General features: G+C 40.6%; 27 protein-coding genes. 15 read left to right on the forward strand and 12 right to left on the reverse strand.

Annotation, left to right across the window (positions count from 1 at the left end; translation table 11 throughout):
• Positions 1 to 204: 204 nt before the first annotated feature.
• A complete protein-coding gene (locus H6G83_RS28995) occupies positions 205 to 2,814 on the reverse strand; it encodes a CHAT domain-containing protein (RefSeq protein ID WP_190478551.1) in 2,610 nt (869 codons plus the stop codon).
• 77 nt (positions 2,815 to 2,891) lie between these two features.
• Positions 2,892 to 3,194 (reverse strand): hypothetical protein, encoded by a 303-nt coding sequence (locus H6G83_RS29000; protein WP_206759007.1) that lies wholly within the window; start codon positions 3,192 to 3,194, stop codon positions 2,892 to 2,894.
• Between the two features lie 229 nt (positions 3,195 to 3,423).
• On the opposite strand from H6G83_RS29000, the gene H6G83_RS29005 reads away from it, so the two are divergent.
• Positions 3,424 to 3,798, forward strand: coding sequence for a hypothetical protein (locus H6G83_RS29005; protein WP_190478554.1), 375 nt, complete (start codon positions 3,424 to 3,426; stop codon positions 3,796 to 3,798).
• A gap of 108 nt (positions 3,799 to 3,906) precedes the next feature.
• Here the strand turns inward: H6G83_RS29005 and H6G83_RS29010 are convergent, their stop codons facing one another.
• From H6G83_RS29010 to H6G83_RS29025, 5 genes are all read right to left on the reverse strand, one after another.
• Complete coding sequence (locus H6G83_RS29010) at positions 3,907 to 4,050, reverse strand: hypothetical protein (RefSeq protein WP_242044903.1); 144 nt, start codon at positions 4,048 to 4,050, stop codon at positions 3,907 to 3,909.
• Positions 4,051 to 4,055: 5 nt separating this feature from the next.
• Positions 4,056 to 4,178, reverse strand: coding sequence for a hypothetical protein (locus H6G83_RS36075; protein ID WP_277876450.1), 123 nt, complete (start codon positions 4,176 to 4,178; stop codon positions 4,056 to 4,058).
• A 4-nt stretch (positions 4,179 to 4,182) separates the two neighbouring features.
• A complete protein-coding gene (locus H6G83_RS29015) occupies positions 4,183 to 5,433 on the reverse strand; it encodes a hypothetical protein (RefSeq protein ID WP_190478556.1) in 1,251 nt (416 codons plus the stop codon).
• An 82-nt stretch (positions 5,434 to 5,515) separates the two neighbouring features.
• Entirely contained in the window at positions 5,516 to 7,108 is a 1,593-nt protein-coding gene (locus H6G83_RS29020; protein ID WP_190478558.1) for a hypothetical protein, read from the reverse strand.
• Positions 7,109 to 7,469: 361 nt separating this feature from the next.
• On the reverse strand, positions 7,470 to 7,808 hold the full coding sequence (locus H6G83_RS29025) for a helix-turn-helix domain-containing protein (protein ID WP_190478560.1): 339 nt from the start codon (positions 7,806 to 7,808) through the stop codon (positions 7,470 to 7,472).
• A 170-nt stretch (positions 7,809 to 7,978) separates the two neighbouring features.
• On the opposite strand from H6G83_RS29025, the gene H6G83_RS29030 reads away from it, so the two are divergent.
• From H6G83_RS29030 to H6G83_RS29065, 8 genes are all read left to right on the forward strand, one after another.
• Positions 7,979 to 8,947 (forward strand): hypothetical protein, encoded by a 969-nt coding sequence (locus tag H6G83_RS29030; RefSeq protein WP_190478562.1) that lies wholly within the window; start codon positions 7,979 to 7,981, stop codon positions 8,945 to 8,947.
• Between the two features lie 77 nt (positions 8,948 to 9,024).
• Complete coding sequence (locus H6G83_RS29035) at positions 9,025 to 9,351, forward strand: hypothetical protein (protein ID WP_190478564.1); 327 nt, start codon at positions 9,025 to 9,027, stop codon at positions 9,349 to 9,351.
• Positions 9,344 to 9,541 (forward strand): hypothetical protein, encoded by a 198-nt coding sequence (locus H6G83_RS29040; protein WP_190478566.1) that lies wholly within the window; start codon positions 9,344 to 9,346, stop codon positions 9,539 to 9,541. The genes H6G83_RS29035 and H6G83_RS29040 overlap by 8 nt, the downstream gene beginning before the upstream one ends.
• A 94-nt stretch (positions 9,542 to 9,635) precedes the next feature.
• Complete coding sequence (locus H6G83_RS29045; RefSeq protein ID WP_190478567.1) at positions 9,636 to 9,839, forward strand: hypothetical protein; 204 nt, start codon at positions 9,636 to 9,638, stop codon at positions 9,837 to 9,839.
• A 76-nt stretch (positions 9,840 to 9,915) separates the two neighbouring features.
• Positions 9,916 to 10,170 (forward strand): MerR family transcriptional regulator, encoded by a 255-nt coding sequence (locus H6G83_RS29050; protein WP_190478569.1) that lies wholly within the window; start codon positions 9,916 to 9,918, stop codon positions 10,168 to 10,170.
• On the forward strand, positions 10,167 to 10,625 hold the full coding sequence (locus tag H6G83_RS29055) for a DUF1392 family protein (RefSeq protein ID WP_190478572.1): 459 nt from the start codon (positions 10,167 to 10,169) through the stop codon (positions 10,623 to 10,625). The genes H6G83_RS29050 and H6G83_RS29055 overlap by 4 nt, the downstream gene beginning before the upstream one ends.
• Before the next feature lie 192 nt (positions 10,626 to 10,817).
• The gene (locus tag H6G83_RS29060; RefSeq protein WP_190478574.1) at positions 10,818 to 11,207 is read left to right on the forward strand and encodes a MerR family transcriptional regulator; all 390 of its coding nucleotides are present in this window, start codon (positions 10,818 to 10,820) and stop codon (positions 11,205 to 11,207) included.
• A gap of 33 nt (positions 11,208 to 11,240) precedes the next feature.
• Positions 11,241 to 12,455, forward strand: coding sequence for an RNA-guided endonuclease InsQ/TnpB family protein (locus H6G83_RS29065; protein WP_190478575.1), 1,215 nt, complete (start codon positions 11,241 to 11,243; stop codon positions 12,453 to 12,455).
• A gap of 327 nt (positions 12,456 to 12,782) precedes the next feature.
• Here the strand turns inward: H6G83_RS29065 and H6G83_RS29070 are convergent, their stop codons facing one another.
• Both H6G83_RS29070 and H6G83_RS29075 read right to left on the reverse strand, forming a co-directional pair.
• Entirely contained in the window at positions 12,783 to 13,778 is a 996-nt protein-coding gene (locus tag H6G83_RS29070) for a ParB/RepB/Spo0J family partition protein (RefSeq protein ID WP_190478577.1), read from the reverse strand.
• On the reverse strand, positions 13,721 to 14,338 hold the full coding sequence (locus H6G83_RS29075) for a ParA family protein (protein WP_190478579.1): 618 nt from the start codon (positions 14,336 to 14,338) through the stop codon (positions 13,721 to 13,723). Before H6G83_RS29075 ends, H6G83_RS29070 begins: the two co-directional genes overlap by 58 nt.
• A gap of 473 nt (positions 14,339 to 14,811) precedes the next feature.
• On the opposite strand from H6G83_RS29075, the gene H6G83_RS29080 reads away from it, so the two are divergent.
• Together H6G83_RS29080 and H6G83_RS29085 are read left to right on the forward strand one after the other, a co-directional pair.
• The gene (locus H6G83_RS29080) at positions 14,812 to 15,750 is read left to right on the forward strand and encodes a ParM/StbA family protein (RefSeq protein ID WP_190478580.1); all 939 of its coding nucleotides are present in this window, start codon (positions 14,812 to 14,814) and stop codon (positions 15,748 to 15,750) included.
• A 21-nt stretch (positions 15,751 to 15,771) separates the two neighbouring features.
• Complete coding sequence (locus tag H6G83_RS29085; protein ID WP_190478583.1) at positions 15,772 to 16,089, forward strand: hypothetical protein; 318 nt, start codon at positions 15,772 to 15,774, stop codon at positions 16,087 to 16,089.
• A 120-nt stretch (positions 16,090 to 16,209) separates the two neighbouring features.
• Here the strand turns inward: H6G83_RS29085 and H6G83_RS34875 are convergent, their stop codons facing one another.
• Positions 16,210 to 16,995, reverse strand: coding sequence for an ATP-grasp domain-containing protein (locus H6G83_RS34875; RefSeq protein ID WP_190478585.1), 786 nt, complete (start codon positions 16,993 to 16,995; stop codon positions 16,210 to 16,212).
• 50 nt (positions 16,996 to 17,045) lie between these two features.
• Entirely contained in the window at positions 17,046 to 17,807 is a 762-nt protein-coding gene (locus tag H6G83_RS29095; protein ID WP_190478586.1) for a TylF/MycF/NovP-related O-methyltransferase, read from the reverse strand.
• A gap of 475 nt (positions 17,808 to 18,282) precedes the next feature.
• Here H6G83_RS29095 and H6G83_RS29100 point away from each other — a divergent pair, with 475 nt between their 5' ends.
• The 3 genes from H6G83_RS29100 (at position 18,283) to H6G83_RS29110 (ending at position 20,318) form a co-directional block, all read left to right on the forward strand.
• Positions 18,283 to 18,426: a hypothetical protein gene (locus H6G83_RS29100; RefSeq protein WP_190478588.1), complete on the forward strand. Its 144-nt coding sequence runs from the start codon at positions 18,283 to 18,285 to the stop codon at positions 18,424 to 18,426.
• 392 nt (positions 18,427 to 18,818) lie between these two features.
• On the forward strand, positions 18,819 to 19,847 hold the full coding sequence (locus H6G83_RS29105; RefSeq protein ID WP_390823064.1) for a tyrosine-type recombinase/integrase: 1,029 nt from the start codon (positions 18,819 to 18,821) through the stop codon (positions 19,845 to 19,847).
• 3 nt (positions 19,848 to 19,850) lie between these two features.
• Positions 19,851 to 20,318, forward strand: a complete 468-nt coding sequence (locus H6G83_RS29110; protein ID WP_190478590.1) for a hypothetical protein — start codon at positions 19,851 to 19,853, stop codon at positions 20,316 to 20,318.
• Between the two features lie 14 nt (positions 20,319 to 20,332).
• Here the strand turns inward: H6G83_RS29110 and H6G83_RS29115 are convergent, their stop codons facing one another.
• Complete coding sequence (locus tag H6G83_RS29115) at positions 20,333 to 20,728, reverse strand: hypothetical protein (RefSeq protein WP_190478592.1); 396 nt, start codon at positions 20,726 to 20,728, stop codon at positions 20,333 to 20,335.
• Between the two features lie 367 nt (positions 20,729 to 21,095).
• Between H6G83_RS29115 and H6G83_RS29120 the strand changes: the two genes are divergently transcribed.
• Positions 21,096 to 21,467, forward strand: coding sequence for a hypothetical protein (locus H6G83_RS29120; protein WP_190478594.1), 372 nt, complete (start codon positions 21,096 to 21,098; stop codon positions 21,465 to 21,467).
• Positions 21,468 to 21,810 lie beyond the last annotated feature (343 nt).

Consider the following 21,810-nt stretch of genomic DNA (forward strand, 5'->3'; position numbering starts at 1 on the left):
GTGTGTTAGCGACAGCGTAACGCACCTACCCTGATACTTTGGGTGCGTTACGGCTTACGCCTAACACACCCTACACATACTTAGATTTTTTCAGAAATCAAATCGGATTCCTATAGTATAGTTTGTATTGATTGCCTCATGAGGCTTCTAGGGATCACCCTCCCCGAAAGTAACAGAAGAGGGATAAGTCCCAGAATGAAAATCTCATTCAGCTTCTCCACTAAGAGCAAATGCAGCCCACATACTCGGACAATTACGATATTCTTGCATCACTGTTAATATAGCTTGACGTAAAGCTTGAGCTTTATTCATGCCTGTGCAGAGATTTCTATAAAACTCAATCATTAAAACTTTGGTAGAACTATCTTGAACTTCCCACAGAGATAATATTACGCTAGGAACACCAGCAAGAAATAAACAACGAGACAAACCAAGGATACCATCACTAGTAATTATTCCTCTTCCAGTATCACAAGCGCTCAGAACAACTAATTCAGCATTTAATTTTAAATCTAAAATTTCACTAGAAGTTAATAAGCCATCATCGTTATCTGATGGAGCTAAAGCTATGGCTCCTGGTATTACTAATTTATTAATATATAGTAGTCCATGAGTAGCAAAATGGATCAGTCGCGCTTTAGGCATCTTTTGCAGAATATGTGATTTAATAGCCTTTTGGCCAGTTAGAGCATCTGTTTTAAGTAATAAAGCTATTTCATTTGCTTCTTCTTCAGCATGAAATAATGGTTTTAACTGTTGTGGTGGTTGAGAGTATTTATCTATTGGCATTGTTGGATTTCCTACCACAAGAGCATTAATAAAATCTTCTTTTTCTTGAGAATATATATTTCTCAGTCTTTCTCTTTGTTGGAGAGTTAAGTTCAGGGTCATGATAGAAGGAATTGTTAATATAGTATATTCCTCAATTAAAAATTTGCCATTACTATTGTTCTGCAATGCGGAGAAAGGAACCAAAAATAACTGATTGCTTGGAACAAAAATTACAAGCTGATTGGTTTCAGTTGGCAGTAAATTATGAATTGGCTGAATTAAATATTGGTAAAGCTGCTGTGCTAAGGCTTGAGCATCATTCGCCCAGGAGGAACTAGCAATTCTTTGATGTGCCTCTACTATAATTTCTTCTAAAGGTATATTCTCTTCCATTAACATTGTTAAATCTACATTACGAAAGTAAATTTCGCCTGTCGGTTTAATAACCCAAATATACAAAATGGAAAATTCTTTAAAATAAAAAGTTGAGTATTCAACGATTATTGCTTTATGTGATTCTGCAATGCGTCTAATTGTACTAATATTAGGTAGATTAATTTCTAATTCTAAATTTAATGCTTGAATAGATTCTAAAGACTTCGTTGATAAATGTTTAGACAATAATTCTACAAATGCCCTAGTACGGCTTCTTTCAGAAATCTCTAGAGCTTCAGATATTTTGTTTTGATCTATTAAGACTTTTTGCAGTAATAAGTAGGGAGATAGCTGAGTTTCAAAAATTGAAATTTTATCGCTATCCTTAATTAATTGTGAACGAATTTTTTCCAAATTTTTGATTGCATCATACAATATTTTTTCAGATTCCTCTAGTTTGTTAATTTGAAGTAACGCATACCCTAAATTATTTAAATATTTGCTTTTATAAATAGTATCACCTATTTCTTGAAAAATAGTTATAGACCTTTGATAGTATCTTATTGCTTCCTCAAATTGATTTAATAATAAATAAGCATTTGCCATATTACAAAGAGCTATTGATTCTCCTGTTCTGTCATTAATTTTTTGCGTAAGAGTAAAATACTGGCTATATAATTTAAGTGCTAAATTATATTGCTCGCACTTCATATAAAAATTACCGATTCCAACCAATGAATCAGCTTGTCCTTGATAATCTCCTATCTTTTGAGCTATTTTTAACCCTTGATCATAATAAGCAAAAGCTTTATTATAATTATTAATAGCAAAAAAACTATTACCCAACCCAATAAGCGCATTTATTTGTCCATTATAATAAGATATTATTTGTGAAGTTTCTAAAAAATTTTGATAATAAATAATAGCTTCTTCATATTTACCGAAATGGTAAAAAAGATTACCTAATGCGCCTGAAGAAGCTGCTTCACCTCGACGATTATTAATTTTCCTTTCGATGTTCAGAGATTTCTGATAATAATTTATAGATGTTTGAAGTTGCCCTAAATTTTGATATACATCTCCAAGATTACTTAATGCAGCAGCCTCACATACTTGATATTCGTTTTTCTGTGAAATATCTAAAGATTCTTCAAGGTATTTAATTGCATTATCATATTCTCCTAGTAAGATATAAATTTCTCCTAAATTATTTAATGCTCCTGCTTTACCTTCAATATTATAGTTATTAATAATACTTAAAAAGTTATTTTCATATTTTAAAGCTTTGCGAAATTCTCCTATAGAACGGTAAGATTGACTTAAACAATGGTAAACCGCAGCTTGCATATCATAATTATCTATTTCTAATGCTAGAGTTAAAGATTTATGAAGAAATTTAATACCTTTTTGATATTTCCCTAACAAAAAATAAGCGTACCCGATTTGAAATAATAATCTCTCATTTATATCGAACTTTGACTCATCTATTCTTTCAAGAGTTTTAATTGATTGTTCTAAAATGCGTAATGCTTTTTTAGGATTATCAGGGTTACCTGTATATAAAGTAATTCCTTCTTGTAGCTTATTTTGGCATTCAGAGATTGTTATAAAAAACAACTCTTGAATTAAATTATAGTTTTTATTTTTACTACTTTTATATTTTTTCATACATTTTCATGTAAATAAGTAAGCTAATTTAATAACAATTTTACTAAAATAATGAAGTGATTGCTTGCATTGTAAGTTCATTGTTTTACTCTCTCTCCCACTCCATCAACTGCCCATCCACAACCACATAACCCGACTGCGGACACTTCCGCACTAAACCTCGTAATTACAATTTGCAAGGCGGGGTCATCTTGCCAACACACCATTAGAAAATCTAACCCAGGATTTCCTTTGAATAACCCTGCCAACTTGAGTGTATCCATGCGCCTGGGTCTAACCTTCGACCTTTCGGCGATCGCTTGACCATTTGTCTGTCTGTGTTTCCGGCTCAGGGGTGGACGGCGGGGAAATATGGACTTTATGACTTGTTCCCGGCTCAACACCTAAGTCTTGATTCTCCGCCGACAACGGAGTGGGTTGGTTTTGCTGCTTTGGTTCTTCGTTTTGAGCTAACGCATTTTCAAAACCAAGAACAACGGATGCTAAAGGAGAATAAGCGGTTTCAGCTTGATATAGCGCAGTTGTGTCGTTTAGCTTTGTGCTAAATCAGTCATTTATGTTACTTTGTTATAGTAAGTAGATGTATTTACCAATACTTATTTTTAAACTATGACAAAGGGTTTTGGAAAATCAAGAGACAGCGACATTCCTAATGAAGAAAAAAAAGCTCGAATCCTACAAAAATTAAATGATGAGCGAGACACTATACTAGCCTTTTTTTGGAAAAATTATCTCACACAAGGGAATGGAGCAGTAATTATACGAGCAGTAGAAGATGAAGTTCAGATGACTTACCGTCCACAAGATAAGATAAATGACTACAAAGATTTAAAGATTGTTCTAGGTAATGATCCTAATATTGCAGCAGTTGTTTTTGCTTATTTCAAAAAAAACGAATATTTAGTAACAACCTTAATAGGGACAAAGACACCACCGGAATGTTATCAAGATATGCCAAAAGATTTAAAATCCGAAGATTTATGAATAAAATTAAATACAACTAAATCAGCTACGCTTATACGCACTATTTGATGCTATGAATGTAAAAATTTGAACTACCATAAAATATGGATAAAAACTTAGAATGGCGCATTAAAAAACACGCCCTGCGGTGATTTTACCTCTTTCCACGTCCGCAATGCCTCCTTGAGATACGCGATCGCACCTGGCACATTCGCCCAGTAACGCTTGACCGTCTGCTGAATCTCCCAGTTTAGCCGAAACTGTGGAGTACAAGGAATTTATCTTAACTGTTGCAATACCCCCTGAACTTCCTGCTGACTGGGCTGTACTGATTTATCTTGTGGCTCATGCAGCGATGGCTGCGCCAACGTCTGCGACGAACGCTTTCGGTATTGGCGCACTGCATTACTCTCTCTCCCACTCTATCAACACCCCATCAACTACAACCAAACCCCACTGCGGACACTTACGCACTAACCTCGTAATCACAATCTGCAAAGCGGGGTCATCGTTCCAGCACTCCATGAGAAAATCTAAGCCTGGGTTTTCCTTGAGTAACCCCGCCATCTTTAATTTCTCCATGCGCCAAGGTCGAGCCTTTGACCGAAGGGCGATCGCTTCACTTGACCATTTGTCAGGCTGTGTTTCTGGCTCAGGGGCGGACGGCGCGGAAATATGGCCTTCATGACTGGTTTTCGGCTCAACACCCAAGTCCTGTTTCTCACTCAGCAACAGGGCGGGTTGACTTTGACTTACTGGTTCCTCACTTTGCGTTACCGAATTTTCAAAACCGGAAGCACCCGGCGCGGCGGAAATATGGCCTTCATGACTGGCTTTCGGCTCAACACCCAAGTCCTCCTTCTCTGTCAACAACGGAGCGGGTTGACTTGGTACATCATCTACGAGCGCCAGCGACGTGCAGTCCGTTACCGCAGGTAACTCTTCTCTTTCTTCCACGCTTTCCAAGGTCTGAGGCGACGCATCCCCCAAGGATGCGATCGCCGTCTCATCACCGTGCGAATTTTCGTTTTGCGTGGAAGACCTAACTACCTTACCAACAACCTTAGTTGGTTGTTGGTAGGTAGTTAAAGAATTGTTAGAAACGTTGTTAGGTTTCTGGAAGCCTTGCAAATCCTCACTTTTTTGACCATTCTTTTGGAATTGTTCCAAATCAGGTTGGATTGATTCCACGCCGGGATGGTTTTGATTGGGTTCGGCGTGGTTGATTTCCTCCCCGGCTTGGACGCTGTTCTCATTACAAGAATTAGTTTCGCCTGATGTGGACGACTCCCAATAGAATCGATTGTAATACCCATGCAAATTACGGACACGGTAGCCAATCAACCCAGGTCTACCAGAGGGCAAACGGCCAAACACTTCCTCATATTGAAATAACCCCTGAGCCGTCAATGCCGCACCTGCTTTTTGCATGGACTTGTAGGTTAGATTGGTATCCAGTTTGTGAGCAGCCCCACCAAATTGTTCTGCTGCAACCGAGTCCAGCCATAACTGCTGCACACAAGGCGGTTGCTGTCTTACCCAGTTGATATCCTCTATCGAGATTTTGCAGTGGAGTCTAATGGATTTCTCGTCTGTGGATTTTTGGCGATCGCTGTTTTTCTGACCACCTTTAATTGCTTTCAATGCTGTAGTCATAGTATTCCCCTAATTTTGAGTATGACAATATCGGCGGTACTGTATTCGTGCCGCATTTGTTGAGTGGACTATTTAGTCGTTGCTAGTCAGACAACAGGCGTAACTCGTCTTTGGAATGTCGGAATGATTTTTCAGTTCGGTCTTTCCAGTGATCCCACGCCACCCAGACATCATCACCTAAGTCTTGAATAACTTCACCTCTGGCGTTGTATAAAGCGAAGTACGGGTCATTGTGGGCAACGATGGAACCTACGGTTATAGTTTTGGGTTGTGCGGCCTTCTCTAAGGCGGTGATTAGCTCTACCTCTTGTGGGGTCAATTGGGCTAAGTAATCCTGCTCGATAACCTCGTACTCTCTTGCTACATCCAAATAGTCCTGCCATGTACGCCCAGGCTTGGACAGCACAGCCCGAATATCACTCACAGCTTGGGGTAATAGTTGCAACTGCTCGGCTCGATATGCGATCGCGCTTGGTGTCGGTTCACTCCCCAAAAGCACAGCCGCAGCTTGCAGCGCTTGAGTGTTGTTCATTGCCGTCGCTAGATTACCAAGCGCTATACCCATTAGTCTGAGACATTCTTGGGCGTTCTCTTTTGGTGGTTCGACGGCTAGCGATCGCAGATCAATAGTCTTGTCTAAAGCTTGCTTAACTCCTTTGTTCAGTGCTTTAGTTGCCTGCTTGGTCAAAGTATTCCCCCACTGCTGGGCGGGGTGTTCTTGTACTGCGTTCTCTAATTCCTGAATACGCTGCTTGAGTTGTTGGTTCTCATATTTAAACTGTTTGAAAGCTTCCATCTCATCCAATCGCTGTTGTAATTGGATGTTTTGCTGCTTTTGCTGATCAAACAGTTGTTGTAAAGTGGCCAGTTGCTCTTGTACTTGCTGTTCAGCTTTGGCGTTAGCTTCGGACTGTAGACCAATCCTCAACTCCTGCTCTAGCCGTTCTATTTTCTGCTGGTACTGCTGTTCGAGTGCGGCGAGTGCTTCGGCGTATCCTGGGGGGTAAGTCCTTTCTAGTGGTGATGTTGAGATATTTAAATCAGCATTGTTAAGCAGCAACTTTTCGCCATCAGCAAAAGTTACAATCTGCTGGGTTGGGTTAGGTGGATCTGCCTCAATGGTTCCTTCCTCACCATAACGAGGGTGATCTAGTGACGTAACCGTAACTCTGGCAGACTGGGGAACCAATGGTTCCTGATTTTTGGGAACCATTGGTTCCTGACTGGGGGCTTTGATGCGTGGGCGTGGTTGGCGAGGAACCACTTTCTGAGCCGCAGTCGCAAAATCCGATGCGCTCGGTGAAGGGTTCTCTTGTAATGCGATCGCTACAGCTTCCCGGAGTTTGTCTGGTTCCTTGACTAACCGGAGCAAGGGTCGGGCTTGACGTTCATTCTTGATGTGCTGTCCTAATTCGCCTACTGTATCAATAACTCTCTTGGCCCCTAACAGTTGGTTAATTCTTCGTAAACCTCCCCAAGCTAACAGTTCGGCTTGGCAGTATTCTTTAAAATTCGTGTAGCCAGCCGCAAGGTAAAGCTCAGAGTCCCGCATTTGCAGAAGTTCATCTATGGCCTGCCACTCGAAGCGGTCAAGGGAAGTGAAGGTTTCTTTAATGCTGTCATTGAGCAGGCTGTAATTAGGGGTTGATGTTTCGGCTTGGTCTAGTGTCAGCATGACAATTGCCCACTATTTGGTAAATGCTGAAGACGGTCACGAATGCAAATTGCCAAAGTGAACATTGATGCTGAACTGGTGGGTTACACCTTAAATGTGTCAGCATTATATTTAGCTCACTTTGTTGTCTAACGATTTGAGCAGGCGATCGCACTTGCTTGGACGGCGGGCGATCGCTTTCATTTAAGAAAAAATAGAAAGAATTTTGAGCGTTTAAAAAAAGCTAAGGAATAATAATGTCTACCAAAAAGCTGATGAAAAAGATAAATCATACGGCTTGTTTTGGCAAGACTCGTTGCATCTAAGATGACGGTTGCATTTGAGCGACAACATAAATGGATTGATTTGGACATAATCGTTTTTATGCTGATTGCCTCTCAAATGGAAGCACTATTCCATCTGCTTGATCTTTCGATTCTTTACGAGGACGCTGATTAATATTTGCCCTGTCGTCGATTTGAGATATTTGACTATCGGCAATTACGTCAAGACATGGTTCTTCATCAGGTAGCCAAACTAAAAGTTCCCCTGGCTGAACTCTATAAGTAGTGCAAATTTTATCTAATACACTGCCTGTAGGTACATAGTTCGGGTCATTGCATAGACGATAAGCAGTGTCTCTGCCAAGTTTAGTGTCTTGCCAGAACTTATATCGGCTGATGCCTTTGTCTTCAATAAATTGTTTGATTCGATTTTGCACTGTCATACCTCCATATTCTCATAATAGATACTATAGCCTAAAAATGCGAATACGCATATTGACACTATTACCAAATAATGCGAATATAGGGGTATAACAAAAGGCGATGCCCTCAGCCTGGAAAACTTTGAAGCAATCGCCTTTTGACTCTGTTGCAAGAGGATTCTATTATGACTCATATTACCGACCGCAAGCAAGCGCCAAAAAGCGGCAACCGCACCCCAATTCAGGAACAAGCCGCAGCACAAGCAGAACTATACAGCCACCTGGAATCCCAAGCCCAGACTGTAGCACCCGAAAGCCTGACAATCCAAGAAATTCACTCGCAGCACTTTGAAATCTTTGCTGGTAATCAACTGATTGCATACATCACCTACGATAACGCCGAGTTCGTGACTCAACGCTGGGTTGTCATGGTGCAAGGTAACGAGATTTTCCGCCACAACACCATCGCCCGATGCCTGCGTTACGTAGAATGGCATCACAAAGATGGTTCACTTCCAACCCCATTACCTGCACCAGTCGAATATCCCGAAGTTCCCAGAGTTACAGAAATCTCCTTCCATGATCAAGAACTAATCGTTGATGGTGAACTAATCGCCAGCATTGAGTACGACCACGACAATTATCAAGATTTATACTGGCGAGTCATCATCAACGGCAAGGAGATTTACCGCGACACCACCCCCGCCAGATGCCACAGCTACGTCAAACAAGCCTATCAGCAAGGTATGCTACCCGTCCAGAAGCCATTTGAGGAAGAAGACTTTTCCCCTCTGCACCCTGCCCCCTGCACCGTTGCCTCTTCCGAGAACCGAATTATGGTGCATATCTTCAACGAGTGCCAAAAGTACGGTTTTGAAATTTTAGATAACGGCATATATAAGGACGACCACAAGCTAGGACAGGTCGGATGCACTAACGGGAATTGGTGGGTAATGCTAGGTAGCTTAGGTCAACCCCAGTATTCTAACTCGGTATTTGATGCTGTACGAGCGCTTGTACCCGTGTCCGAGTCAGGCGATGCAGAAGTTGACGACTGTGAGCAGTTGCTAGACCTGCCGTTTGAGATGTTAACGGCTCAAGACTGGCAAAGACTTTCGGTGTATGAGCCAGATTGTGATTTAGTCGCAGCGTAATTCTCATAGCGATCGCTCATCTCACCCAATAAAGAGCGATCGCATCCCTTCATACCCTTACTACCATCAATTCATCTATGCAACCGACAGTATCAATTCCCCAGGGCTGGGACTACCCCCGATTCGTGCCTGGACAATGGACAAAGCAGGGTCTAATTATTGGCATGGAGTACAACCCTCCAGGCACATTATTAGCCCATGAATACGGGCAGGGCTGGCGTTACGCTATTTTACCTGATAAGAACTCCCAAGAAGTGCTTTATTGCTTTGATGACCAAATCGAACAGCTTTCTGCGACAGAAGTTCAGGCAAAGATACAGGCTGAACTTGAGCAACATCAACAGCAAATTGAAGCACTTCAACAGCAATTAGTGGTGATCACGGGAGCAGCGAACGATGGCTAAACGGAAGAAACACGCCTCTAATTTGACTGTTGCAAATTTGTTGTACTCTCTACGTTGCCAAGGCGGTTCTGCCCCTTTGCATACTCTCGGCTTTTCTAGAGGTGTCATTCAGTCTTTGTTGGATAGAAATTTAGTCAAAGTGCAGAATACGGGACGCGGATTTTTGTTGCAAATTATCGACCAGATGTAACCAGTAGTCAGGAACCAAAGCCATTAAAACTCATAAACATTAATGGTTCCTGACTGTTGATTATCAACAAGCAAAAGTATTAGGAGATACTGTCATGGGCGAAGGTGAAGTTAAGTTAGTTGATTTAGTGAGTGTCACCCAATACCTCATCTCTAAAATTGCTCAACATCCAGACTTTATCAAGTTGGAATACTACCCTGATTTAACGATTGGTGACGCTCAAACTGCACTGTCTTATCTCCAGTCAGAACTAGAAGCTAATCAACAATCTGCTGCTACTGTCAATGTTTCTGATTAGAAGAAACTCGCCTGAATTTATCACTCTTAATTCGGGCGAGTTCTAGTATTCATAAATTTAACATTTTAGTACAAGCATGACTAAACAGATATCCGATTCATACAACTATAAATGTCATCAAGTTGCTAGTATTCTCCATCTTAATTTGTCTACTGTCCGTCTTTGGATAAACCGGGGCTGGCTCAAAGTAAACAGGCGTTGCCCGAAGCATTACGAGATTGGCATAGTCCACCTCAAAGAGTTTTTAGAAAACCCTCCACAACAAATCAAAAAACGCATTGAGGCACTTGACATTGAGGCGATTAATCATCTTTTCAAGGGGAAAGTATGACAGAACAGATCAACGAGTTAGAAAGATGTTGGTATTTGTCCCCGCCTTGGCGTGGGGAAATTCCTCCAGTTGAGGTGAACTTATGGGAACGGGTTTATTTCACACCGTTGCGGACATTCGGTTATTGTAGTGGATTCCAGTGGAGCAAAGGCGAGTGGGTTTATCTCATCGACCTTAAGGATGAAATTGTACAGACTATCAAACAAGAGATTATTGGCACTGGCCGCATGGAAGCGAACACTGTGAGAAAACCGGCTTATGTAGTTGGCGATCGCGTGATGCTCGTTAATGATGCGCCAGGGACAAAGCAGCGTTTGGTGTTGGGTCTTCAGGTTGTAGATAAAACTTGGTTCTACCTCGTGGAGTGGCGCTCACCAATGCTTATCAAGAGTACGTCCACGTTCAATCGCTTTTCTTTGGTCAGGGAAGAAGACTTAGTGCGAGTGATGGTCTGAACCCCTGGTATTGAAGATTTCAGTAAAGGTGACTCACTAAAACAGAACTCAGAACTCAGGAGCCAGAATTTGTAAATTTACAAATGATGAATATGATTCTGACTTCTGGATTCTGACTTCTGGATTCTTCATTGAGTTGCCCTACAAAATATTAATTCTGTTTTGATTTTGATGAGTTCTTGAGGTTGAGCTATGAGGATTAAATGGAGTGAAGAAGAATTAACTACCCTTGAAGAGATGGCAGAAATTTACACAGTTCAACAAATCGCTTTCCGCCTTAAAAGACGAGGGTATACACGCTCACTTGAAGGTATCAGAAAAAAACTCCGTTCTTTGGGTTACTCAGTGCGGCCTACCCTGGACAACTATAGCTGCAAATATATTGCTGAAATTCTGCAAGTTGATTGTAGTACAGTTGCAGACTGGGTTAAAAAGGGTTGGCTCAAGGGAACAAAACCTAGCACTCATCATTATCAAGTTAGAAGCCAGGATTTAAAGCAATTCCTTAACAATCCTCCGCGCAGAATTAGGAATCGGATTGCCTCTTTGGATCAAATGGCAATTAGTTATTTAGTGGGGTAATCGAAAGTTAGCAAGAACTCGGAGATAGTTCAAATGTTTAATCTGACATACGAATTTAAACTTAAACCCAATTGCGCCCAAATTGCTATATTTGAAGACTGGCTAGAACAATGTCGCCGTGTCTATAACTATGCACTAGCAGAGCGCAAAGATTGGATTAAATCTCGTTCTTGTCGGATTAATGCTTGTTCGTTACACTCTGAATACATAATTCCTGCTGATACACCACGACCAACTTATTTTAATCAATCCGAAAGGTTAACCCAAGCCAAAAAGATATATCCTGAACTTAAGAAAGTTTCGGCACAGGTTTTACAACAGACATTGAAACGTCTTGAGAAAGCTTTTGTGGCAATGTGGGAACAAAAACACGGATTCCCCAGATTTAAAAAACCAGGGAAGATGCGCTCTTTTGTATTTCCACAGTTAGCGGCTAATTCAATTGAGAAAGGAAGAATTAAACTGCCTAAAATTGGCTGGGTTAAATTTCGTCAATCACGAGAAATACCTGATGGTGGCATGGTTAAACAAGCTCGTATTGTTAAACGTGCCTCTGGTTGGTATGTCATGCTCATCGTGCAATGGGATGTATCCGTACCCCAGCCAACGCCACAAGGTGAAGCATTAGGAATTGATGTCGGGTTAACAAACTTTATTGCTACTTCTAACGGGTTAACTGTCAAACGTCCGAGGTTTTTTGTAGATGCCGAACGCAAGCTTAAATTGCTGCAACAGCGTGTTTCCAGAAAACAGTTAGGCTCGAACAACTGGCACAAAGCCCAAAAAAAGGTGGCAAAATTTCATGAGTATATTGCTAATTGCCGCAAGGATTGGCATAGGAAACTGTCTCATCAAATCTGTAATGATATTGGGATGGTGTTTGTTGAGGATTTGAATCTAGTCGGGTTGTCCCGTGGGATGCTAGGCAAGCATTGTTTAGATGCAGGATGGGGTCAATTCTTCAACATCTTAGAGCAAATCTGTTTTAAACGTGGTGTCTATTTTCAGAAAGTAGACAGTCGCAAAACTAGCCAGATTTGCCCTAATTGTGGTGTTGAGACAGGTAAGAAAGAGTTGGCAGAACGTACTCATGTTTGTTCAAATTGCGGCTATACCACTGATAGAGATGTAGCCGCCGCTCAAGTAGTTCTTGTTAGAGGACTTGCAGCCGTAGGGCATACGGTCAAGATGCTTGCTGAGGGTAAATTCATTGGAATCCCGAAGATGCAAGAATCCCCCGTTTTATAAACGGGGGAGTGTCAAGAAGTCAAAACTAGTGTGCTAAATGAATTGTCGCGTGGTCATCGCACAGGACGATTCTCCAGAGTGCCAGGGGAAAAAGGTCTTTACACTTGGGATGTTACGTTACTTGTATCAGGAAACTAGTAGGTTCAAGCGTGAGGTGATTATTCATTAAGCTAACGAAGAGCTTCTGGGATAAGTGACCAGAAGCATTGAGATTGTATTTGATTATGAACGAATCTCTAATTAGGACATATGTACTATAGCTTGAGATTTGTATATCATTTTCTAATCAAAGATAATTCTCTTCATGACTCAAAACGTTTTGGGTCACTATTCTTTTAAAAATTCTTCTATTTGGGATAAAAGATTTTCTGCTTGCTGAAGTCGCTCTGGATTAGCCTCCATTTTCTTCAGTGATTTCTTGAATTGCTTGTAAGCTATATCTAAGCGCTCTTGAACTACATTTGATGAATTTGGTTTATGAGACTGAATAAATTTTTTAATTTCTGCTAGCGAAAGCTTTTGAGAAATTGCTTTTGCTAAAATTTTTTTTCTCAATTCAGGTTCTTTAATTTTGGCAATTTCTAATCCTTTAGTGTATTCAATCTTTCCTTGACGCACAGATTCTAAAATTTCTTTAGGTTTTTTAAGTAATGGTAATCGGCTTTTAACGAAAGATTCCCAGCTAATTCCACCTAAAAAATCAAATACAGATTGAATGTTGTTATATTGAGGATGATCTAAAACGTTTTCAATTCCTGAACGACGTTTGAGATTATCCATTTGATACAAAAGGCTTATAGCTTCCTCAATAGTTCCTTCGATAGCTATGGCGAGAAGTTTAAGCGTTGCATCTAAATCTTCTAATGCACTAAAGTCTCGACGATTTTTATTTTCTGTGATAGAAGCTTTAAAAGCTTCTAAATCATTCCAATTAAATATTCGCACAGGTAACATATCAATTTCTGCAAATTCAGAAGCATGATAACGACGTTTACCCGCAACTAGTTCATATTCATCAGATTGTTCATTATTAAGCGGACGAATCCACAAGGGAGAAAGGATACCATTCGGTTTTAAGTCATTTAATGCCCACGCTTTTAATTCTTCTATATCGTAGTAGTACCTTACAGGTTGACCCTCTGGTGCGAAACTAAACGTTAAATGTATTTTAGAGCGATGTACCAAAATTACAGGAGAATTTTGGCTTGATTCGTGATGATTAATGCCGCTCTCTTCTAATTCAGGCGTGAAGCTTAAAATCTGCTTTAAGTTAGCAATTCTTTGATTGGTTGTAGTTTTGCTAGTGCTTTCCAATCCTCCCATGCTTTTTTGCCTCCTCTTTTGATTTCGTAAACTGGTTTCCCTTCAGCAGCTGCATGTTCATAAACTTTCAACCTCTGGATTCCCTGTTCTAATACTGGTAATCCCTGCTCTCTTAGCGTATGAAACACAATTTCACCATCAGGCTCTGATGAAGGAGGTACAACCGTCAGTAAAACATAAAATTTCGTTTTTGGTGGAAAACTTTGCACCATCATATTCAAAGCGCTTATTGAAAGAGCAGAGGGAGTTGTAATAGCAAGCAGTAAATCGCATCCATCAACTAGCTCTTTTATTTCTTCAGAAGTCGGTCTTGCTGGTGTATCAATGATTATAAAATCAAATTTTTCTTTCGCCATTACTCGATTAGCAGTGTTTTCTGTAGCTACTTTAAATGGCAGCTGATTGCGAGAACTCCAAACTGATGCCGAGCGGTTAGGGTCATAATCAATCAGTAAAACCTTGCGTTCTTCCTGAGCAAACAGGCAAGACAGACAAATTGCTGAGGTAGTTTTCCCCACCCCTCCTTTAAACGAAGTCAGTGTTACAAATTTTGTTGTCAAGGCTTTGTTCCTATTACCGATTGTAATTGAAAAAGAATTTTAACCTAGCCGGGACTAATTCTTGATTAAGTGAAGAACTTTTCTCTGATTTTTAATATTGACCAAGCCCCGTTGAGGCGGGGTGTGGGGTGTGCGGTTCAGGCAAAGAGAGAGCATTAAAAAACCGCTATCGATACAAGCCCCGTCTTTTCAAGATGATTGCACCATTCGGACTTTCAAGCTCAGTCCAATGCCGTCGTCACTACTCCCAACCTCCTATTTTTGACCCAATATGTTTTGGGTCAACTAATAATTTAAAAAAAATAAATAAATTAACTTTGAATCATAAATTTTTGTGGTGTACATATAGGGTATAAATATATCACAAAAATAATTAAAGGCTTTTTCGTTTAATTTAGTACCCATATAGGGTATATTTAGTTGGTTTTTAGGATATTTATACTGCTATCAAATTTCGTATCAAAATTAACCCTATGACAAATGTTCACGGTTTACAAAAAATATTTCCCGCAGGGTTCGATAACGGCTACGGCAATCTCAAACTTTTAGTCGAAGGCTTTGATGTCGTTCGCATACCCAGCTACATTTCTACGGCTGACATGGAAGATGTACCAGGAAGGGTTGAGTTTGAGGGTAAGGCTTACACAGTTGGCGAATCAGCTTTCCGTGCCGGAACCCATTTTGAACGCAACACCGACAGCAATGAAAACAAAGTCAAGAATGCACTCACTACTTTGTTAGGAGCGCTGGCACATCTGCCACACCGTAAAGCATGGCATTTGAAGATGGTGGTCAGCTTACATGATGTTGGTCTAGCAGAAGAAATAAAGCAAGTACTAAATGGAGAATATCAGCCGATACTTGCAGGCAAGCCATCAGAGGTGAAGGTAGAAGTGCTGAAGGTAATACCAGAAGGAATGGGAGCATTATTCGGACAACCACTACCCAAAAAGTTAACGGTGCTGGACTTTGGTAATGGTACAACTTTGTTTTCGCGTTACAACCAGGGCAAGCGAGAAGTACATACCCCATACCCAACAGGTGTTGAAGTTCTCATTGATGACATTGCCCAGAAGATGAAGCACCTCAATGGTGGCAAAGTCGCAGATCCAGCCAAGATTCGCTATTGCTTGGAGATGGGGCATACTCGCTATAGCCGCGACATCGACATTAAAGAAATTTACATTGCTTGCTTAAAAGATTGGTATGAAAAATACTTAAAGAAAGCAGTGAATTTGGCACTTGATGCCAAGCACTCAGGCGATGAACTCTGGGCGATAGGTGGTGGTTGTCTGTTACCGGGATTCACGAAGCTGCTGGAGAAAAACGGATTCAAGGTACTAGACAATCCAGTAGAAGCGAATGCCGTGGGGCTTCTAGAAATGGCGAAAACCATTGCCAGCAAGAACTAGTAAGTCCAGGTGAGGTGAAAAATGAGAAAAGAACAAGACAACTCGCCAGAGAGAGTTCGCATCCGCGACAGCTACCGCAGACGCATATTTCTAGAATCGCAAAACCTGGATAAAAGTTATCTCGAAACGCTGTACTTTATCATTGACTGCTACTTTGCCTTCAAGAGGGGCGCATTTCCATTGCAACTAGGGGGACTGCAAACACCAGTCCCACCCCCGGTAACTGTCAACCAAATCCAAGCACAACCACAACAGTCAGAGCAACAGCCAGTTACCCCTACACCCCAAACACCGGAAAAACCAGATGAAGATACATTTACGCTAGATTTTGATTTGTGAGGTATGGTCAAGCTAGTTGCTGGGCGCAACATTAATGCGTTGGGCAGCTAACTCCGGCGTTGGCGATCGCACCCTATAGATGCTGGATACAAGTATGCCAAGTATAGGCTAGGAGAGTTGTTAGTTGTCAATCCAAATTTGAGTAAAACGTTCGGCCGTCCATCCAACAATATCTGACACCTGCCCATCACCAATTTCTACGATTCGCTTAATGCCATCGCTACGTTCCACTACATCAACAGAGAAAAACTGGCTTTCAATCCGTTTGGCGCACTCAAAAACAATCTCTGGAATTTCTTCATCTGGTGAAGCAGCAAAAGGTTTACCAGATAAAACAAAGTAACGCTTCTCAGTTTCTCTAACAAAATCTTCAATCCGTCGCACACAAATACCTCCTTCAATCGTGCCTCGGAATTTTTGCATCTGGGCAACTACTGTTTTGATTTGCTCTGGTTGATTAATGATGGAACCAACTGAGGTTTTGAGAGACTTAACATAATCTTTGATAAAAAATCCATTCCAGCCAAGTTGGTTCAACTGGTTTTCTAAATCATCATCGAGCGAATAAAATTTAGTCTCTGGAGTTAAATCAGTAATTAGCCCATACCAATTAATTAAATAATGTGTAGCTAGATACTCAGCTAAAGAAGTTAAAACACTTGCCCCTGAACTTTCTACGACACTAACTAATAATTCATAATCTCCCGGCGTGAGCATCCAACCCCGATAGACCACTTTTGAATTAGGAGTTGGGACGGGAATAATTTTTGACGAACCAGAACCCAACGATTCCAAGGAAATAACTCTAGTTTCAAACCCAGCATTTTGCATACAAGCCACTTGCTCCAAGTAAGCTGTATCCGCCTTTTTGGGATTGAAGTAATCACTAGGAAAAAGAAATATCACAATTTATCAACCAATGTATATTAAAGAATTATTTATCAATTTTTAAAAATTTAATTTCGTACAATATGTAAACGAGATTTACGTACAAACATATATTTGTCTTGCTTGTCTGCAAAGTACTCATCAACTGCCTGACGACATCCTGACCAATGATCGTAGTCATCGATAATTAAAACACCACCTGCAATAAGGTGAGGTTCAATCTGTTGTAAGCAAGTCATAACAGAGCTATACCAATCTCCATCTATATGTGCTAATGCTACTGGCTGTTCAACAAGCAGTACATCCTCAAAAAGCCCTTTTACAAGGTGGATATTATTCTCTTCCACTGGCAAATTATATGTGCGAAAGTTGTCGATAACTTTGTCTAGTAGGTTTTTCTGGTAGCCATAGTAAATATCGTTTCCTAACCCTTGAGATTGCCCACTTTTTATTACTTCATATCGTTTTTGAACATCAGTACCATCCTTTTGTGTTGGCGGTGGAATCAGATCGAAGACATCATAAACGAACAACGGCCTCCATTTTGACTTAGCTGTAGCTATTACAATAGCTGAACCACCTAATGCACAACCAGCTTCAATCAATATGCCATTAAGACCTTTTTTTTCTATTTCAGTTACACATTCAAATAAATCATTTAGAGCATTCTTGGAAAGATAGGTAAGATTATTTGTACTTACTAGATTTACAATTTTTGGTATTGGTAAATTTAGTAAAATTTTAACTTTCCAGACAATTTTTGGGAAATTATTAACCAGATTTTGTAATTTATTCCGTATTTTGTTTGCCAGACTTACTGTTTTAACCATATAAAATGCCTTAGTCTGTGAGTGTCAAGACTCTGCCTAACTTAATAGCCTTAGCTTAATTAAATCAGAGACTATTCATAAAGTAAATCTTAAGGCTAATTATGGTTAAAACGCTTGCTTTAAGAGCATTACTTTAATTGAGAGTCTGTACATTATTTGTTTAAAACTACGAACAATTTTCTCATACAGAGCCTGACTCAGTAACCCACACAGGTTGAGGCGGCTTTGCCCTAGATACTACCTTGATAGTGCAGTAAAAATGCTGCATATTATACATAAATATAGATTGCTTAGTCATCTAGGTGAAACAGCTATAAATCTTTGCTGATAACATTTTTAATAACCTTGATACAACCTAGATGCTACGGAGATAGTAACCGTCATGCGAGGCGAGGTAGTATCTAGGTGGTGGGCGAAATTCTGCTCATTAACTAGTACAATAGTATTAGTTAATTGCTAATAATTTTAGTTATATTTGTTAGTAGTAGTTTTGTACTACCGAACTTTGATCAGCGATGAGGCAGTGCTGGTGGGGTTATATGTTCGCTCTTATTTCAAGAGCGATCGCCTACGGCAGGCGATTACGCCATCGCAGATGCTCAAGTTATGGTTTATTTAGTACACTTGTATTAACAAAAACAAAATAAGAATCAATTATCTTTTGTACGATAAAAACTACGATTAAAATATAGAGTTTTTGACAACAACAGTTTTCGGACATCTAATGTCCGTTGCTGACTTATGAAAGCTACGAGAAAGTCTTTACGGGGAATGTGGCGAATATAGGCGTTTGAATATACTTCTAGCCTATACCTTATATTAGCTGTTCATTATCATCAATATCTACATTTTGATTATTCGTTTACATAACGTATCAATGTTTTGTCAACAGTTCGGGTCAGCACTAAGATTTATCAGCATTTTGGCGACGAGGTAAACAGATTTTACCTTCAATCACGTACAATGCTTGGGTGTTAGTTCCACAGTGCAACGCAAGTGATCGCACCCGACATGATGAACCCGAACCAGCTTGACAAGCTACCACCAATCAAGTTGATCCATCTTCAAGATCAAGCGCCATCAACACAGGGACAATCTAGAAGCAGGGCAGCGAAAACATCACCCCCCACAGACCTACGTTGGCTCAAGGTGCTAGAGTTCCTACGCAGCACCAACCTTGCACCAAACAGCCGCAAAATGTACGAACGTGAACTAAAGCGATTCTTGGGATGGACGCAACTGCACTATCACGAACTACGTCCGCGTCACCTTGGGTTGTACAAGGAATATATGCGGGATGAAGTCAAAACTGATGCAGGAAAACCCCTGTCAAAAGCTAGTATCAATGCAGGGATCGCCGCACTTAAAAGCTTTTTCAAGTGGATGTGCTACACATATCCTGAAATAATCGCTACTAATCCCACACTGGGTATCAAATTGGAGAAAGTACCATTACCTCCAGCCCAAAGCCTGACTGATGAACAGATGGCGCGGGTATGGTCAGCATTAGAGATGCTAGGAGAAACAAAGCAACGGGACACAGCCCTCGTCCACATTCTTTCTCACGGACTCCGCGCTGGGGAAATTGTACAGCTAAATGTTGGCTCGTTCGATGGTAAGTTGCTGTTCTTGCCTGATACTAAAACCAATGAACCCCGGCTAGTACCATTGCGAAAAGATAGCCGCAACGTACTAGAAGAGTATTTGCGATCGCGCAGCGAACAAGGCGAAGAACTAAACAGTCTCACCCCGTTGATGATTTCACACCACGCATCATATAAAGGCGAACGGCTCAGTTATCACGGGGTATATTTTGCGGTGGAGAAAATTGGTGAATTAGCTGGTATTGAGGACTTACACCCTCACCAGTTCCGCCATACCTACGCCACTGAGTTGTTGCTGTTGGGTGTTGACCCCAGTCATGCGCGGAAACTGACGGGGCATCAAAGTGAGAAAGCGTTTCGGCGCTATACTTTGCGTAGTGAACAAGAGGCGGCGATCTCTGCTTACTATCGGGCGATAGGGGAAGAAGCAGAGTAGCCTATGCCTAAGCCACTTGATCCTAAGTGTCAACTGTGTGCCAAGTTACCAGCAGCTAAGGCTAAGGTGCTGCACGGGCCAGAGGGTGATGGCTGCTGGAATCCGAAGGTTTGTCACAATCGCCGTTCATTTTACCGGAACAGTAGTAAGGAGGATTCGGCACAAATTGAGGCGATTGCCGTTGAACCGCCAGAAACATATTTCGCCGTGTTGTATCTTTACAAGGAACCTGGAGATAAACCCTTACACGCCTTGGGTGCAGAGCTATGGCTGGGACAAAAACCAATCTGCCGTTTGGAGCCGATTCACTGCTTTGGACTCACGGCGGGTAAGATTCGGGCTTACACTGATAAAGTATTGCAGGCGTTTGCAACAGAGTATAATCTGACACTGTATCAATATAAGGAGATGTTCGAGATAGCACCAGTACATTGTCCTGTGCGGCCTTGTCCCCTGCATCCTGAATCATAAAAATAACAAAGTTGTTAAGTCAATCTTGTGATAGTTAATAAAAGTTGACCTGTATTGTTCCAATACATGGACCATAAATCGTTAGCATAACAAAAAAGCTCACCATTAATTGTTGGTGTATACGTTATTTTCTTTCCTATTAAAAAGCTTAAGTTATCCTTACGGTTAATATTTCCCATTAAGGCAAACCATTTATTACTAGGGCTTCTTCGCCAAAATTCAACATAACGTAAAGATGGCTCTGTATAGCCATTAGCGTCAGATTTTATGTGCCAATCATACCAAAATTGCTCACCTTGTACTTCCAATAAGTATGTAGCATTTACTTCAAGATAAATTTTGGTTTCGTTCCAACGTTCTCTTGCTTTTATTGTGACTGTTTGTGGTTGATTAATTTCTATAAGTGACATTGATAAATCTCCAAACCACAAAGATTAGCTAAAATTCTCTATCCTCATTTTATGCTAACAGCAAAATGCTTTTTACTTGATTTTCAATTATTTATACAGACAATTATTGTAAGTGTTTATTAGACATATAATAAGCGTCTGTATCCATAACAGGGAAAGATAAGGGAAAGTGTGAAGTTAACCCAACACACGGCCCTGTGCGGCCTTGTCCATTGCATCGTGAGTAATCGTAATACAAGCGATCGCTCCCGCTTCACTCGCCCTAAGCTGAAACGAAATGAACCAACTCATAAGCTAAAAAGCTTATACTGTAAGGTGTATACAACTTTTGTTATTTTGATTCGCTTCCCCTGAGATGAGAATTGCTATGACCAGCACACCAGACCAGCCAAGCAGACTAGACCGAATTGAATTACTGGCAATCCAGAATACTGAAGCCATAGCAGCATTAACCAACAAACTCAACAATCTAACTGACAAGGTAGATAACCTAACTGATAAGGTGGATGACTTAACTGATAACGTCAGTGAGCTAACCAGTAATGTTAACTCTGTATTGGCTAGGGATGCAATATTAAATGATGTACTGTTAGAGTTACGAGATAGCCACGAAGAATTAAAACATAACTTTGAACAACACCAGCAAAACTTTGAGGAAAACCAGCGAACCACGAACGCTGCATTAAATCAGCTTGGGGCTATATTGGTGCAGTTAACAAGAATTGATCCGCAAAATTAAAATAACCATTTAGCACAAATGTAACCTTACAGGACAGTCCGTCCTTCTCCCCTGTACCATGACTATTGACAACTAACAACTGACAACTGACAACTGATAACTGATAACTGACGACTAACAACTGATAACTGATAACTGTCAACTGATAACTGACGACTAACAACTGATAACTGATAACTGTCAACTATCAACTGACGACTAACAACTGATAACTGTCAACTATCAACTGACAACTATCAACTGACGACTAACAACTGATAACTGTCAACTATCAACTGACAACTGATACCTAACAACTAACACCTGATACCTGACAACTAACACCTAACACCTGATAACTAAC

Source organism: Anabaena azotica FACHB-119 (assembly GCF_014697625.1).
GTDB lineage: Bacteria > Cyanobacteriota > Cyanobacteriia > Cyanobacteriales > Nostocaceae > Trichormus > Trichormus azoticus_A.